This window comes from Saprospira grandis str. Lewin (genome assembly GCF_000250635.1).
GTDB lineage: Bacteria > Bacteroidota > Bacteroidia > Chitinophagales > Saprospiraceae > Saprospira > Saprospira grandis.
In genome coordinates, this window is sequence record NC_016940.1 from 1,391,398 (window position 1) to 1,406,526 (window position 15,129).

At 48.4% G+C, this 15,129-nt stretch carries 11 protein-coding genes; 3 read left to right on the forward strand and 8 right to left on the reverse strand.

The window, feature by feature from the left end; genetic code table 11:
- Positions 1-87 precede the first annotated feature (87 nt).
- From SGRA_RS06120 to SGRA_RS06135, 3 genes are all read right to left on the reverse strand, one after another.
- On the reverse strand, positions 88-2,028 hold the full coding sequence (locus SGRA_RS06120) for an OmpA family protein (protein ID WP_245538648.1): 1,941 nt from the start codon (positions 2,026-2,028) through the stop codon (positions 88-90).
- A gap of 653 nt (positions 2,029-2,681) precedes the next feature.
- Positions 2,682-3,239, reverse strand: a complete 558-nt coding sequence (locus SGRA_RS06130) for a cob(I)yrinic acid a,c-diamide adenosyltransferase (RefSeq protein ID WP_015691744.1) — start codon at positions 3,237-3,239, stop codon at positions 2,682-2,684.
- Between the two features lie 6 nt (positions 3,240-3,245).
- Positions 3,246-3,812 carry a CopD family protein gene (locus SGRA_RS06135; RefSeq protein ID WP_015691745.1) on the reverse strand — a complete coding sequence of 189 codons (567 nt, stop codon included), beginning with the start codon at positions 3,810-3,812 and terminating at the stop codon, positions 3,246-3,248.
- Positions 3,813-3,877: 65 nt separating this feature from the next.
- On the opposite strand from SGRA_RS06135, the gene SGRA_RS06140 reads away from it, so the two are divergent.
- The 3 genes from SGRA_RS06140 to SGRA_RS06150 all read left to right on the forward strand — a co-directional run bounded on the left by SGRA_RS06140 (position 3,878) and on the right by SGRA_RS06150 (position 6,112).
- Positions 3,878-4,291, forward strand: coding sequence for a secondary thiamine-phosphate synthase enzyme YjbQ (locus SGRA_RS06140; protein WP_015691746.1), 414 nt, complete (start codon positions 3,878-3,880; stop codon positions 4,289-4,291).
- A 353-nt stretch (positions 4,292-4,644) separates the two neighbouring features.
- Positions 4,645-5,217 (forward strand): RNA polymerase sigma factor, encoded by a 573-nt coding sequence (locus SGRA_RS06145; RefSeq protein ID WP_015691747.1) that lies wholly within the window; start codon positions 4,645-4,647, stop codon positions 5,215-5,217.
- Positions 5,218-5,221: 4 nt separating this feature from the next.
- A complete protein-coding gene (locus SGRA_RS06150; protein WP_015691748.1) occupies positions 5,222-6,112 on the forward strand; it encodes a hypothetical protein in 891 nt (296 codons plus the stop codon).
- Between the two features lie 16 nt (positions 6,113-6,128).
- On the opposite strand, the gene SGRA_RS23780 is transcribed toward SGRA_RS06150, so the two are convergent.
- The 5 genes from SGRA_RS23780 to rpsA all read right to left on the reverse strand — a co-directional run bounded on the left by SGRA_RS23780 (position 6,129) and on the right by rpsA (position 15,072).
- Positions 6,129-6,737, reverse strand: a complete 609-nt coding sequence (locus SGRA_RS23780) for a hypothetical protein (protein ID WP_187288185.1) — start codon at positions 6,735-6,737, stop codon at positions 6,129-6,131.
- Positions 6,738-6,794: 57 nt separating this feature from the next.
- Positions 6,795-8,477, reverse strand: coding sequence for a TonB-dependent receptor (locus SGRA_RS06165; RefSeq protein WP_148268286.1), 1,683 nt, complete (start codon positions 8,475-8,477; stop codon positions 6,795-6,797).
- A 205-nt stretch (positions 8,478-8,682) separates the two neighbouring features.
- Positions 8,683-11,832 (reverse strand): tetratricopeptide repeat protein, encoded by a 3,150-nt coding sequence (locus SGRA_RS06170; RefSeq protein ID WP_015691752.1) that lies wholly within the window; start codon positions 11,830-11,832, stop codon positions 8,683-8,685.
- Positions 11,833-12,249: 417 nt separating this feature from the next.
- Positions 12,250-12,960 (reverse strand): tRNA (adenosine(37)-N6)-threonylcarbamoyltransferase complex dimerization subunit type 1 TsaB, encoded by a 711-nt coding sequence (gene tsaB, locus SGRA_RS06175; RefSeq protein ID WP_015691753.1) that lies wholly within the window; start codon positions 12,958-12,960, stop codon positions 12,250-12,252.
- Positions 12,961-13,224: 264 nt separating this feature from the next.
- The gene (gene rpsA, locus SGRA_RS06180) at positions 13,225-15,072 is read right to left on the reverse strand and encodes a 30S ribosomal protein S1 (protein WP_015691755.1); all 1,848 of its coding nucleotides are present in this window, start codon (positions 15,070-15,072) and stop codon (positions 13,225-13,227) included.
- Positions 15,073-15,129: the final 57 nt, after the last annotated feature.

The following is a 15,129-nucleotide window of genomic DNA, read 5'->3' on the forward strand; positions in this document are numbered from 1 at the left end:
TAAAAATCTGATAATCAGCAAAAACAAGGGGTTGGCCCGCATTATAATGCGGGCCAACCCCTAAATACGAGCTGCCTATTTTAGATCCTAGCGATTGAGGATGATGATCTCTACCTTCCGCTTTTGATGCTTGGCCATATTACTTTCTATTACGCCTCGGCCATCGGTTGTAATTTGGGCGCTTGTGATGCCCAGCTCCTTCATAAACTTAGTGACATAACCCGCCCGTTTCTGCGAAAGGGATAGATTGAACTCCTTATCCCCCACATCATCGGCAAAGCCTGTTACCTGAATTTTTAGACTTTCTGGATCTTCAAATTGCTCTAGTAGTTTTTGTATTTGCTCTTTTTGCAACTCACTCAAATCATATTTTCCGGTCTCAAAGTAGACCGATAAGTTTTTGCGCAAACGAGGCTTGGGCGGCTCGGCCATTACGGGCTCTTCTTCAGGGATTTTTCCGTTGGGGCTGAGCTGTACATCTATTCGCTTGATGGCCTCCCCTGCCGCTCGCTCAAAGTAGTCGGCCCCAATAAAGTTATCATAGCCCTCTTTAGAAATAATATAGGAGTAAGAAGCTCCACTAGGCAAACAAAGGAAAAATCGGCCCGCCTTATCCGTTTCAAAGATGCCAATGTTTTCGCCTTCATTTCTCAGGCGAACTCTAGCCCCGGCCAAAGGTTCGGCTGTGGCCTCATCATAGAGGTAGCCATCCAAAAATACATGCTCTACGGCAGGAGCCATAGCAGCGGGAATATGACAGCTATAAAGGTCCAAGCCCCCTTTTCCTTCTGGTCGGTCAGAAGAAAAGTAGGCATACTCGCCATCAGGAGAGACCACAATGCCCGCTTCGCGGAAAGGAGAGTTGACGCCCTCTCCCATATTTACTGGTCTAGACCATTCACCATTTTCTAATAATAAGGTCCGAAAAGCATCGGCTTCGCCCAATCCCGGATGTCCATCAGACACAAAGTAGAGGGTTTGACCATCTGGCGCAATAAAAGGCGCTTCTTCATCTCCTTCTGTGTTGATTTTTGGTCCCAAGTTCTCAGGCACTCCCCAACGCCCATCGGCCATTAGCTCCGAAACCCAGATATCGCTGCCGCCAAAGCCCCCCTCTCGAGTAGAGACAAAGTACATTTTATAGCCATCGCAACTAATAGAGGGCTGAGAGTCCCAGGCTTCGCTATTTAGGCCTATTGCTGGCCCCACGCTATCTACTATTTCATTTTCGCTATCATATTCGGCCACATAAATATCGCAGCCGCCCTGCACATTTTCCCAGGCACAGGCGGCAAAGAAAATCCGTCGACCACAAACTGTAAACTTGGCCATGCCTTCATTATAAGGTGTATTGATGGCTGGTCCAATAGATTTTGGCGATTTCCATTCGCCCTTCTCGTTTTTGCGCAGCATCAAAATATCTTCATCTCCCGAGCGGTTGGAGGTATAGAGGAGCATATCGCCATTGGCCCGCAAGGTGGGCAAAAACTCATCAAATTTGGAGTTGGCCATGCCGGGCAAAAGCTCGGCCTTGCCCGTAGAGCCGGTATATTCCATTTCTATAGCATATTCGCAGCTCTTAATGTTTCGGTCCAAATACGCATCATAGTTGCGGGCCGCCCCCTCTTCTTTGATGCTATAGTTTTTGGGGTCTGCATATTTGTAGAGCTCAAAGTACTCTAAGGCTTTAATATAATTATAGGCCTTCATCTGTAGTTCGGCGGCCTCAAAATAGGCAGATCTAGACAAAAGCGGATTTTGCTTAAAGAGCTGCTCATAAGCCATTCTTGCCGTTTCATAATCGCCTGTTTCTTTGGCCACCACCCCCAACAAGCGCTGAGCCGCAGCAAAGTTGGGCTTTTGCTTAATGGCTTGCTTTAGACTAGCTGCAGCCGCCTCATATTTGGCATTATTAAAATAGTATTCGGCATCTTCCATATGTTCTTTGGCCGATTTGCTCAGGGGCTGGGCCCTAAGACTGAGGCTACAGAAGAGCAGTAAAAAAAGGAGGTGTATAGCTTTCATCATGATTATTGTTTGCCTTAGTTTGTTTGGCGGTCTGGGCGGGCCGAAGGCCCGCCGGCCTAGCGATGTGCAGCAGTGCGGCGCAGCCGCAGACCCAGGCCGTCAGGCCGCAGGGCCGAGCAGACCTGCGAGCTGCGGAACGTAGCGCCGACGAGCGAAGGGAGGCGGAGGCCCCAAAACAGCAGCGAGCTGCGACAACCAGCCTCGAAGAGGCGCCAGTTCGACGACCAAAGGGAGTAAACGTAGCGCCGACGACCGAAGGGAGGCGGAGGCCCCAAAATAGCAGCGAGCTGCGACAACCAGCCTCGAAGAGGCGCCAGTTCGACGACCAAAGGGAGTAAACGTAGCGCCGACGAGCGAAGCGAGGCGGAGGCCCCAAAATAGCAGCGAGCTGCGACAACCAGCCTCGAAGAGGCGCCAGTTCGACGACCAAAGGGAGTAAACGTAGCGCCGACGAGCGAAGCGAGGCGGAGGCCCCAAAATAGCAGCGAGCTGCGACAACCAGCCTCGAAGAGGCGCCAGTTCGACGACCAAAGGGAGTAAACGTAGCGCCGACGAGCGAAGGGAGGCGGAGGCCCCAAATCTCCTACAGCATTTTATAATAAACGCTTCTGCCATAAAAAAAAGGGCCAAAAGGCCCTAAAGTTCTCTTAAAATCAGCCTCTTGGCTTCCAAAGTACTTCTTCTGCCTGATGGCAATGGGCGGCAAAGCGGCCAAAAATAAAGAGGTAATCGGATAGGCGATTGAGGTATTGCAAGACCACCGCAGGCAGGGCCTGTTCTTCATTTAGGGCCACGGCTAGGCGCTCGGCACGGCGGCAAACGGTACGGGCAATATTGGCCCGAGACACCTGTGGGTGCCCACCTGGCAAAACAAAATTTTTGAGGGGCGCCAAATGTTCATCCATGGCATCCATCCAGTTTTCGAGCTGCAAAACATCCTCGGGCAAAACATCGGGCTGCTTGACCTTATCGGCCTTTTCGGGGGCGGTGGCCATGATGGTCCCTAGACTAAACAAACGTTCCTGAATCTGCAAAAGCTGCTGCCGCTGTTCTTCCTGCTCGCAAAAATCTCTTAACAATCCTAAGTTCGCATTCAGCTCGTCTAGGCTGCCATAGGCCTCAATTCTCAAATGGTATTTGGGTAGGCGCCCCCCGCCCCAAAGTGCGGTAGTCCCCTTATCTCCAGTTTTGGTATAAATCTTAAACGACATAATTTACTATACTTCTCCCTTTTGCTCCCGATAGCGCTTATAGGCCTTAATGCCTATCATCAGGCTTATTCCAAAGGCAATCAAACTCAAAAAGGCAATCAAAAAATCAGTTCTACTTTTATAAACGGCCAAAAGCACAATGGCCAAGAGCAAGAGGGTGGCAATCTCATTGTACATCCTAAATTTGGCCGAACTCATCACAAATTCATTGCGGGCCAAACGCTGCATAATGCCCTTGCTGTAATAATGATACCAGACCAAAAGCACAATAAATCCCAGCTTCCAGTGCATCCAGATATTGGCCACAAACCAATCCCAACCATAATAAATGAGCATCATGCTCCCCCCAAAAAAGGTAATAAACATGGCCGGCGTCATAATAATATGATACAATCGGCGCTGCATAATGGCGTATTGCTCCGTCAAAACTCCCCGCTCTGCCTCGGGCCGCTCCAAAGCCTCGGTATGATAAATAAATAGACGAGGCAGGTAAAATAGGGCCGCAAACCAGCTAATGAGCCCAATAAAGTGAATAACTTTACCCAAGTTATAGAGCCATGGCGTATCAAACATATTGCTTAGTTATTTTTTTCAAGGGCGAAGATAAGGATTATTAACGCTCAAAATTGTGATTTTCTATGTCTATTCAACATCATTCTATTGCTCTTCGGGCCAAAAGCCGAGGCTTCCACCTCATTACCGCAGAGGTTTTGCAACAATTGCCGGCCCTACCTCAAAACGGACTGCTACAGCTTTTTATCCAACATACTTCGGCCGGCCTGACCATTAACGAGAATGCCGATCCCGATGTCCGTATGGATTTTGAAACGATTTTTAATCGCCTGGTCCCCGAAAACCAAAAGGGCCTTTTGCATACCCTAGAAGGCCCCGACGATATGCCCGCCCACATTAAAACCGCTTTTACAGGCACAAGTTTAAGTATTCCCATTATTCAAGGCCAACTCGCCCTAGGTACTTGGCAGGGCCTCTATCTTTGCGAGTTCAGAAACCAAGGCGGCCGCCGAAAACTGATCGCTACGATTATGGATTAGGATTTGGGAAGTCTGTTTATTATCTCTGTAGGTTAAAACCTCATAAAGCTAATCCTTTGAATATACAGGATAGTGAATAGTTGGGGATTTTGGGGCCTCCTGCCTGCGGCAGGCGCTACGTTTCGCAGCTCGCTATTCGCTCGGCCCTGCGGCCTGACGGCCTTGGTCTGCGGCTGTGCCGCACTGCTGCACATCGCTAGGCCAGGCTGGCCGAAGGCCAGCCTTCTAGATCCAAACAGATTTGGCCCTTTCTACAGACTTTTGTAATTTTTTAGGCCCTTAGGGCTAACCATCAGCCCCTTTGGGGTATTACTCATTGAGCCCACAAGCTTACCCCCAGAAACCTCTTTTTTATGGATATTTCAATTGCGGCCCTTCGGGCTGGAGACCAAAGGGCCTACAAAGCCCTCTATGAACAGGCCTATTGGTATTGTGCTAGTTATTTGCTCCAACAGGGCGCCCAAGAAACCGATGCCAAAGCCACTTTTAATCGTGCCCTAGAGATTTTTTGGACCAAAATGCAAACGCCCGATTTCGAGCTCAGTTGCCAACCCAAAACCTATCTCTATGCCGTTTGCCGAAACCTCTGGCTCAAACAGCTCCGCAAACAAAAGAAAAACCCCATCCTCCAAGATGAGGAACGCCTGCTGCAAGAGCCCCTCCCCCATTTGGTCCAAGAAGAGGTCTACTTTTTAGAAGAAGAAGAGGCCGACCCCCTACTCATGACCGCCATGAAAGCCCTAAGCAGCATGAAGAATACCGATTGCCAAAAAGTGCTGGAGCTCTACTATTTTGAGAAGAAGTCGCATCGAGAAATTGAGCAAATTATGGGCTTTGCCGATAATTACTCTAAGGTGAAGAAAAATAGCTGTATCAAACAGCTCAAAAAACAATTGCTGCGCCTGCTGGGCCAGCCCAAAGCCTAAATTTATGGATTTTCATAGCCCCGAATGGCTGGATGCTTTCCAGCAAAACCAACTCTCTGCCGAAGAGCGAGCCGCTACCCTTGCCTTGGCCCAAAAAGATGCCGCCTATGCCGCCCAGCTGCAGGCCCATGGCATCGCTATCCAAGCTATTCAGGCTTTTGGCCGCCAAACTGCCGTAGAAAAAATGGCCCAAGAACTTGAGGAGGAAGGCCTTTTTGAACGCCCCATAGAACAAGCCCTACAGACCCAAGCCGCACAAAACCAAATTGGCCAAATTGCCCAAGAGTTAGAAGCAGAAGGCTTTTTTGCCCAAAAAGAAGAAAAGGAAGAGGAGATTAAGGTGCGCCCCCTCCCCCGCTGGCGCCCAATTATGGGTATTGCCGCTAGCCTAATTTTATTGGTGAGTCTAGGCTATTGGTGGCAGAAGTCGCAAAGCCTGCCCAGCTGGTCTCAAGAATATGCTATCGCTAGCGCAGAGTCTACCCAAAAAGAATTACAACTGCTTTTAGGCGCCCAAGGCTTTGGCCAAAATGAAGAAGCCCTCAGACAGTTGCAGCTTGGCCTCGATGCCTATGAGAAAAAGGATTGGACCAAAGCCAAAACAGAGTTGCTGGCCTACCAAAAGGCCAATTCTATCTTTGCCCAAGAAGAAACCCAGTTTTATCTGGGCCATATCGCTTTTGAGCAAGGAGAACTAGGCAGCGCAAAGTCCTACTGGCAAGAGCTGGCCCAATTGCCTAGCCTGCCCCCCCATATTTCCGAAAAACTCAGTTGGTATCAGGCGCTCTTGGCCCTACGCGAAAACCAAAAAGAACTGGCCAAAAGCTACCTGAAAAAGGTCCCTCAAGGCCCCTATCAAGAAAAAGCCAAAGAGCTCTTGCAAACGCTAGAGTAATACAAGGCCTTGCTCCTTAGTAGAATATTAGATGATCCCCTCCTCGGAGGGGATTTTTTTTGTCCCCTATTCGATAGAGATCAAATACCCCATCAAGGGCTTGATGCCCTATTCGACAGAGATCAAATACCCCATCAAAGGCTTGATGCCCTATTCGACAGAGATCAAATACCCCATCAAAGGCTTGATGCCCTATTCGACAGAGATCAAATACCCCATCAAAGGCTTGATGCCCTAGTTGACAGAGATCAAATACCCCATCAAAGGCTTGATGCCCTATTCGATAGAGATCAAACACCCCATAAAAGGCTTGATGCCCTATTCGATAGAGATCAAATACCTCATAAAAGGCTTGATGCCCTATTCGACAGAGATCAAATACCCCATCAAAGGCTTGATGCCCTATTCGACAGAGATCAAATACCCCATCAAAGGCTTGATGCCCTAGTTGACAGAGATCAAACACCCCATCAAAGGCTTGATGCCCTATTCGACAGAGATCAAATACCCCATCAAAGGCTTGATGCCCTAGTTGACAGAGATCAAACACCCCATCAAAGGCTTGATGCCCTATTCGACAGAGATCAAATACCCCATCAAAGGCTTGATGCCCTAATTGGTCCAAAAACAAAAGGGGCTGCTCGATATCGAGCAGCCCCTTTGCAGCAGGTCCTAAGCGATCTTAGAACTTAGCAATGACACCAATTTTTCCATTGATGCCCAATTGCTGATAGAGGTACCAGCGTTGGTATTTGTTATTGAGCAAATTGTTGCCTTCTACAAAGAAAGCAAAGCGTTGTTGCTCTCCTTTTCCTAGCCAATAAGTAGCATTGAGGTTAAGGTCAAACAAACCGCCAAGGGTTTCGCTTTCAGTGCCTAAGGCAGGAAGATAAGGCACGCCAGCATTGACAAAGAGGTCGGCCCCAACTTCTAGATTACCTTTTTTATATTTTAGGCCAAAGCTAGACTCCAAAACAGGCAGATGATAAGCCACTTCAGCCGTTCCGCCGCTATAATTATTGAAAGCTAGCGCCCCCTTAAAGTAGAGTTCCTCCATAATTTGGAGCTCCACATCTGCGGCCACAGTCAAGCGGCTGAGTGTATCATAGGCCAGACCAAATTTCAGATAATTGCTTTCTACGGTATTATAGAAAAGGGGTTGTTGGCTCAAATTGGCATAAGAGACATTAAAGTCGTAGCCTAGGCGCTTAATCTTCCCTTTGAGTCCCCCATAAAAGCGGCTTTCTTGGGTATGTTCCCAATGCAGGCGCTCTGTATCCAAGAAAGGATTATAAGTAGAGAGCTGCATGAGGGTATTTTCACGGATACTGCCCGACCAACCTGCATAGGGAATAAATTGGCCCCCTAAAACGGCATAGCTAAGCTCGATATCGGGCAAAACGAAGAACTGTCCGGCATTGCTTCCTAAGCGGGCGCCCAAACGGCTCTTAAAGTTGCCAAAATTGAGGTCGGCTCCAGCATGCAATTGGGCCAGGCTGCGGCTTTGGCTGCTATCGGTGGTGGTATAGCGGCTATACAGCAGCTCGGCATTGGCAAAGAGGCGATGTTGGGGGCTGCGGCTATTGCCCAACCATTTTTCAAAAACAAGGCGGGGGCGGATATTGAGTTCGCCAACGCCATGATAAGAACTGGTATTATAGAGGTCCAAATCGGCTCTATAGTTCATCTCTTGTTTATTGCTTTTGGCATTAAAGAGATGAATATTGGCCCCTACCGTAAGGTAGCGCTGTTTGAGGCTATCTTCGGCTAGGCCAGAGCTATCTTGAGCGAAGGGATAAAGGCTATCGCCTAGATTTTCGAGCAGTTGGTGGTAGCCATAATAGCGATAATTATTGAGGTCCATATTTAGGGCACCGCCAACAGCAAGGCCATTAGACAGAAAATAATCGCCCTGTAGATTTAGCGAAGTTTCGCCAAAAACTTGGTCCTCTAAGTTACCTTGGCTGCTATGGTGTTTGGCTGTTGCCCCAAAGCGAAATTTATCGCTATTGCTATTGTGGTAAGAGAGTTCTAGCAAGGGGGAAAGCGGGTAACCAATGCCAGCCTTTGTATAAAAGTTGAGACTTTTGGGCGGCTTAGGCACGGGCATAGCCAGCGGGCGGATATTGGGTTCTGGATAATTAACCGAGACGATCCGTTCGGGGACCAAATAAGTTATTTTTTGGCCAGCGCTGGTATCCAAATCGGGTAAAAGAGGCTGAGCCTCCTGCTTTTTACTTTCGGCCAATTGGGCCTTAAAGGGTTTGACTAGCTCGGTCCCTACATCATTGATTTGGGCCTTTAGGCTGGGGGCAAACAGCCCAACAGCCAAAGCTAAACAAAGAGATTTACTATATTTTATCATTTGATTTTTCTTTAGACGATCTATTTTGGAGAGGACAGGTGGCGAAGCCGCCGCAAAGGAGCGCAGCGACGCGGCTGAGGGATGGGCAGCAGTGGCCCGCGGGGCCAGACCCAGCCGCCAAAGGCGGCGCAGGGCCGAGCGAATAGCGAGCTGCGATACAGCCCGACCCGCCCGCAGGGCGGGGCAGCCCCAAAAAAAGAAAGATTTAATCAATCATTTCTAGTTCGCCATTGCCATCATTTCGGCGCAGGCGGCTATTAGAAGAAATAGCTTGCTTGACTTGGGCCAGTTTATCTTGGGCCTCCTTCACAATTTCGGCTTCTCCGTCGAAGTTGCCCAAAAGGCTTTCTAGAGTACCTTTGGCCGCATCTAGTTTGCCTTGTTCGGCATAGATATCGGCGATGAGGATAAAGTTGCGCGCCAACCAATTGAGGTGTTGGCCCAGCAGCTTATTGTTTTGGAAGGCCAGCTCTAGAGCGCCATCCAAATCGCGTTGGATATAAGTAATTTTGGCGATTTGGTAATGGGCTTCAGAGGCGTTGATATCGTCATCGACCAGCTTGAGGCTCTCCTTATAAGACTGCATCGCCTTGGCATTATCGCCAGCGGCTTGTTGGGCCTTAGCGAGATAAAAATGGGCCTCGGCCTTGTTGGCAGCGCTAGCATTGGGTTCTTTGAGGAAGTTGGTGGCCAGTCCCTTTAGCGACTGATAATTTTGGCCATAATAGGCAGAGCGCATACCGAATAGGCGAGCTTCCGATCGGTTTTCGGGGCTAGAAGCAAACTGTTCTAGGCCTTGAAAATAAGTGAGGGCCTTGGCATAATCCTCCGTAATATGGTAACAAATTCGGCCTGCCAAGAGGTTGGCTTCCTCCGCCATAGCGGGGGGCGCTTTGGGGTCCTTGGCCTCTGCCACATAGGCAAAATCGCCTAGTGCTTTGGGGTATTCCTTGAGATTATAGTAGGCAATCCCTCGGTTGAGGTGGGCCGACATACTATTGAGGCCCTTTGGAAAGCGATCGAGATATTTGCTGTAATTATCCGCAGCGGCTGGCCAGTTTTCCTGATCGAAAGAAGAGGCGGCCGACTCATAAAGGAGCGAATCTGCGGCCATATCGGAGAAATTATAGCCCTGCAAAGTAGAGGCATAAGCCATAAAGCCGTCGGGATCGCCTTGATCGATATAGATTTTTCGGATAAAATTGAGGGCCGCTTTGGCTTCCTCTGTTTGGACATTATTGCTCACCACCGTCTTAAAATAATCGAGGGCTTCGCGGTTCATATCGCGGCTATAAGAGAGCACGCCCAATTTGTAGAGGGCTTTGGCGGTATACTCGCTATCGGGATATTTCACGATCAATTGGTCAAAACTTCCTTTAGCCTGATCGAATTCATTTTGGTTAATCTGCGTGCTCCCCATGGCATAAAGCGCATCATCGGCATAGATTGAACTGGGGTGTTGGCCCACCAAATCGGCTAGGGTGCGCAGTTGCTTTTGGGCTTGATTGGTCAAGCTATAAATCAGGCTCAGCTGATACATGGCATAATCCTCATTGGGGAAATTATTGGCCACAATCCGCTCATAATAGCCAGCGGCGGCCGTATAATTATTCGTTCCGCCCAAATAAAGGTAGCAATCGCCAGCCCGGCCGAGGGCATCGGGATAGACAAAATTAGAGACATGTCGATCATTGATTTTGCTCAGGCGGGGCTCAATATATTTAACCGCCTTCACGAACTCGCCCACGGCATTATCGTAGCTATTTTTGCGAAGATAATTGTAGCCTAGGCCATAATGGGCCGTTCCTTTAGAGGAATTGGCGGGTAATTGGGGGGCCGCAGCCGCTACCGTCGTAAAGCGGTTATACTCATCAATACTTTTATCAAATTGGTCCAATTGGAAAAGCGCCTCGGCTTTCCAGAAATGGGCCAGGGCCGTGGTTTCGGTATGCACGGCAGAGCCCAGAGACTCATTAAAGCGCTCTACGGCCTTGGTAAAATTACTGGCCTTATAATGCTGCACGCCACGGAAATAGGCCACTTTTTGGAAAGCCTCTTTGAGAGAGGGCTCGCTGCGGTCGATTGTTCTTAGGATGCTCAGGGCTTTTTCATAATCGCGAGTATTGAGGAAGAGCTGGCTCATCAAATTTTGCGACTCGTTGCTGTATTTTGTATTGAGTAGCTCCATAAAAGCCGAAATAGCGTCATTGTCTAGGCCCAATTCATAAGACAATTTGGCATAATTCATTTTAGCGTCAATCTGCAGCTCTTTGTCCTGCTTCATTTCTGCGGCCTGCTTAAAGGAAAGGCGGGCCTCCTCTTTTCGGCCTAATTTGAGTTGGCAATCGGCCAGATTGTAGCGGGCATTTTGGCCCAACTTATTATCTAATCGAGCAATTTGCTCAAAGTTACCAGCGGCATCCTCATATTTTCCAGCTCGATATTGGGTATAAGCCAATTGATAGAAGATATCTTCTGTCATTTTTGGCGTCTTGCTGGCGTATTCTTCCATAAAAGGAAGCGCTTTTTGGTAATTCTTCTTTTCGTAATAGGCTTGGCCCACCGCCTGTACAATTGTCATACGTTCCCGCACCGTATTGCTTTTGGTGTAGGGTTCTCCGTAGGCAATTGTTTTATCATAATCCTTTTTCATGAAATGGATCTGCGTGATATAGGTAGGGACCACCTTTTCGTAGCGGCTCGACTTATTGGCAATTTCAAAGCTAGCCAGGGCGGCATCAAAGTCTTTGAGGAAGAAAGAGCAGAGGCCATAATAGTAATTGGCGGGAAAAGTATACTCGCTTTTGGTCCCTTTGATTTGGGCAAAAACGGGTTGGGCTTTTCTAAAGTCCTTAGAGACAAAATAGCAATAGGCCAGTTGGAACTTGGCCTCGATCAGCTCCTCATTGCTCAGGTCATTGAGGTCCTTAAAATTGATGCTACTGAGGTATTTAATAGCCTTTTTATAATCTCTTTGGGCATAATAATAACGGCCCACCTCCAATTTGGCCTGAGCGGCCACCGACATAGGCTCATATTTCTTAATCAGGACCAAAAGTTTGTTTTCGGCATCGGGCCGTTCCAAGCGCAGGGCGGCCAGAGCGGCATAAAGTTCTGCTTTGGGGCGGTAGGATTCGGGCAAATCCCAATCATCATAAAGGGCTTGATCGGGGGCGAGCAATTGGCCCAATTCATCTTCGGCCTTGCCATAAAGGGCTTGTTCATAAAATTCGATGGCGGCATGATATGCGGCCTGGGGGTCTTTATAGACGGCTGTTTGCTGCGCTTGTATGCCCTGCAAACTTGCAAGACTCAGCAGTCCGCCATAGACCAGTTTTTTCAGCTTTGGTTGCATGAAGTTCTATTTAATTTTAAAGGAGTCTTTCCTAGAGAATCATTCTAATAAGTTCTTAGCTCAAGATACAGTTTTTTAACTGTTTTATGATTTTGGGGCCTCCGCTGCGGCTTCGCCTTGCGGCGCTACGTTTCGCAGCTCGCTGATCGCTCGGCCCTGCGCCAGCAAGCTGGCTAGGTCTGGCCTACGGCCACTGCTGCACATCGCTAGGCCAGATGGCCTACGGCCAAGGCGGCTTTGCCGCCTTCTGCTCCAAGAAATCAGTTTAGTTATTTAGGCCCAAAAATAATGCCTTGAGGGCATAAAAAAAGCGGCCCGGCGAATAATCGTCGGCCCGCTTTGATGAATCTTTTTCATTAGCCCTAGCGATTAAAAGTTTTCTATGGCAGAGCTTTTGGCAGTTCAGAGAAAGTCAGGCTATTTTTTGCTAAAAAACTTATTCTTTTTTGGCTTAGTCAGATGTGGGGCCCTTAAATAGAAGGGTTCGGAGTAGGCGAGCTCGGCAAATTCTTGTTTTTCGTAGGCATTTTGGGCCAATTGTTCAAAAAAGCGGGCAGATGCGGTTTTTAGGGGCAACAATTCTAAATTACATTCTGGCATCAGTTCTTGGTAACTCCTAGCAGCAGAGCCTAGTACATACAGACTATGCTCTTGTTGATAAATACTCAGGTCTAATTCTTTTAGTGACACAAAAAAGGGGGATTTGATAATTTCTAGTTGGCTATTATAGATAGCGGCATAGGCATTTCCACGGCGGGCATCTTCTAGGCAGATCAGCAAGCTATTTTTGGGCAGGCTTTGGTTCCATTTTGCGCCATAGGCCAGGGCGGCTAGGGTATCGAGGGCCAAGAGGGGGAGTTGCCAGGCAAAGGCCAGGCCTTTGGCGGTAGAATAGGCAATGCGCAGGCCGGTATAAGAGCCGGGGCCTTTGCTCAGGGCAATAGCGGCCAGATCTGTTCCTTTGCATTTGGCTCGCTGCAGTATTTTTTGGACAAAGAGCGTAAGTTCTGCGGCGGGGTCGCCAGCATCAAGAGAACTTTCTTCTACTAGCCAGCAGTGGCCATTTTTAATCAGTGCCACCGAAGTTTTTCGGCTGCTGCTTTCTAAAACGAGTATCAATTGGTCCATAACAAATATAGATTCTAGCGTGGTGGGCAAAATAAGGGCTGGGCTGGGGCGCCAATGGCCTAGCGATGCGAAAGGGTGGCCGTCAGGCCAGACCGAGGCGCTTTGCGCCGAAGGGCCGAGCAGAGCTGCGAGCCCTGTAGCGTAGCGCCTGCCGCAGGCAGGAGGCCCCAAAAATAACAGCAGTAAGTTAAAAAACAAAATAGCCCCTCAATTTGCATTGAGAGGCTAGGGGCTTTATTATGAATCGGAATGAGGAGTTAGATCTTACTCTTCGTCCTGATTATCTTTCTCTTGATTTTCGATTTGCTCACGCAATTGGGCAAAAACGTTGAGGTCACCCATAGTGCTACGCTCTACTTTATCTTGCTGTTTGCGGAGTTCATCTTGTGCTTCGCGGTTTTGGCGACGTTTGTCATCGCGTTCTTGGCGGTCAGCATCTTTCTTGCTATCGTTGTAGTAGCGAGAGTGAGACACGAGGATACGCTTATCATCGCGGTTAAACTCGATTACTTTGAATAGCAAAGTTTCCTCTACTTCTGCGAGGCTACCATCTTCTTTCTTCACATGGCGGAGGGGAGCGAAAGCCTCTAGGCCGTAAGGAAGTTGAACGATAGCACCACGGTCGTCACGGCGGAGGACAGTGGCTTCATGCACAGAGCCTACAGGGAAAACATTCTCGAAAGTATCCCAAGGGTTTTCTTCGAGTTGTTTGTGGCCCAAAGAAAGTTTGCGATTCTCTACATCGATGTCAAGGATCATGATATCTAGAGTCTCCCCTACTTTGGTAAACTCGGCAGGGTGGCCATAGCGCTTCGTCCAAGAAAGGTCAGAGATATGGATCATACCGCCGATACCTTCTTCGAGCTCCAAGAATACGCCATAAGGAGTAAGGTTTTTGACCTCGCCCTTGTGCGTGCTATTTTTGGGATAGCGCTCTTCGATAGTTGCCCAAGGATCATCGCTAAGCTGCTTAAGGCTTAGAGACATCTTGCGCTCTTCGCGGTCGATAGTTACCACTTTAGCTTCGTGGATAGTTCCTTCTTTGAAGTAATCGCGAGAGTTGATAGGCTGGCTGCTCCAAGATACCTCAGAAACGTGGATAAGCCCTTCAACACCGGGAGTGATTTCTAGGAAAGCACCATAATCCTCGATGTTTACGATACGGCCTTTAACGGTAGAACCGGGCTGCACGTCTTCAGGCAATACGTCCCATGGATGGGGCTGTAGTTGCTTGAGGCCCAAAGAGATACGTTTTTTGTCATCATTGAAGTCAAGAACAACAACGTTGAGCTTCTGGCCATTCTCTAGTACATCGCTGGGGTGCTTGATACGGCCCCAAGAGATGTCCGTGATATAAAGAAGACCATCTACACCACCCAAATCGAGGAAGGCACCAAAGTCGGTAAGGTTCTTTACAGTACCTTCTAGGACCTGACCGCGCTCCAATTTAGAGATGATTTCTTGACGTTGAGCTTCCAAGTCGCTTTCGATAAGCGCTTTGTGAGAAACAACAGCGTTTTTGATCGCTTCGTTGATTTTCACTACCTTGAACTCCATAGTTTTACCTACGTATGCATCATAATCAACGATAGGCTTGATGTCGATTTGAGAACCGGGCAAGAAAGTTTCTAGACCCTGAACGTCTACGATCATACCACCTTTCGTCTTGCTGATGATATGTCCTTTAACGACAGTACCTTCGTTGTAAGCGTTAACGATGCTTTCCCAAGCGCGAAGCAATTTCGCTTTGCGGCGAGACAAAACAAGCTGTCCACGCTTATCCTCTTGAGTTTCTACGTATACCTCAACAACATCGCCTACGGCGAGGTCGGGCATATCGCGGAATTCTGAAGTAGGCACCAATCCGTCAGACTTGTAGTTCAAGTCGATAACTACATCGCCATCTTGGATAGCTACTACACGACCACCAACGATTTCGTACTCTTTTACAGAGCTCAAAGTTTCGTCGTACTCGGCAGTTAGTTTGGCCATTTCTTCAGCAGAGTAAGCTGATTCACCAGACTTGCTAGAGTTCCAATCAAAATCGTCGTGAGCAACTACTACTTGCTCTTGCTGGTTCTCCAGCTCCTGATTATTAGTTTCGTTTTCCATAATTATGGAAGTTTCCCTTCCGGGACGGTTTAAAAATGTGAATAAATTAATTTACAA